This window comes from Mesorhizobium sp. M4A.F.Ca.ET.090.04.2.1 (assembly GCF_003999085.1).
Lineage (GTDB): Bacteria > Pseudomonadota > Alphaproteobacteria > Rhizobiales > Rhizobiaceae > Mesorhizobium.
Map to the genome: position 1 here is coordinate 1 of NZ_RZOT01001010.1, position 572 is coordinate 572.

General features: G+C 71.3%; 1 protein-coding gene. It reads left to right on the top strand.

The annotated features are described in order from the left end of the window. The coding region (locus EN781_RS33780) for a dihydroxy-acid dehydratase (protein ID WP_189347997.1) at positions 1-572 on the top strand (572 nt) is incomplete at both ends.

The following is a 572-nucleotide window of genomic DNA, read 5'->3' on the forward strand; positions in this document are numbered from 1 at the left end:
GGCACCGCCAGCACCATGGCGATCATTGCCGAGGTGATGGGTTTCTCGCTGCCGTTCGCCGCGTCCATCCCGGCGCCCCATGCCGAGCGGGTCCGCTCGGCGGAAGCCTCGGGCCGCGTCGCCGCCGCGCTTGCAGTCTCCGGCGCGCCGCTGCCCGGCGCCATCGTCACGCCGGCATCGATCCGCAACGCCATGGTCGTCATGCAGTCGATCGGTGGCTCGACCAACGGCATCATCCATCTCGCCGCGATCGCCGGCCGGGCCGGGCATCCGGTCGACCTCGCCGAGTTCGACAGGATCGGCCGCGAGGTGCCGGTGCTGGTCGACCTCAAGCCGTCGGGCGAACACTATATGGAGCATTTCCATCACGCCGGCGGCGTGCCGAGGCTGCTGGCCGAACTCTCCGGTGTCCTCGACCTGACGACGCCGGTGGTCGACGGCGGCACGCTCGGCGACCGCGTCATGAAGCCCGAGGAGATGCATGCGCAAGACGTCATCCGGCCGCTCGGTCGGCCGGTGACGGGGCAGGGCGCCATGGCCGCGCTGTCGGGCAATCTCTGTCCGCGCGGCGC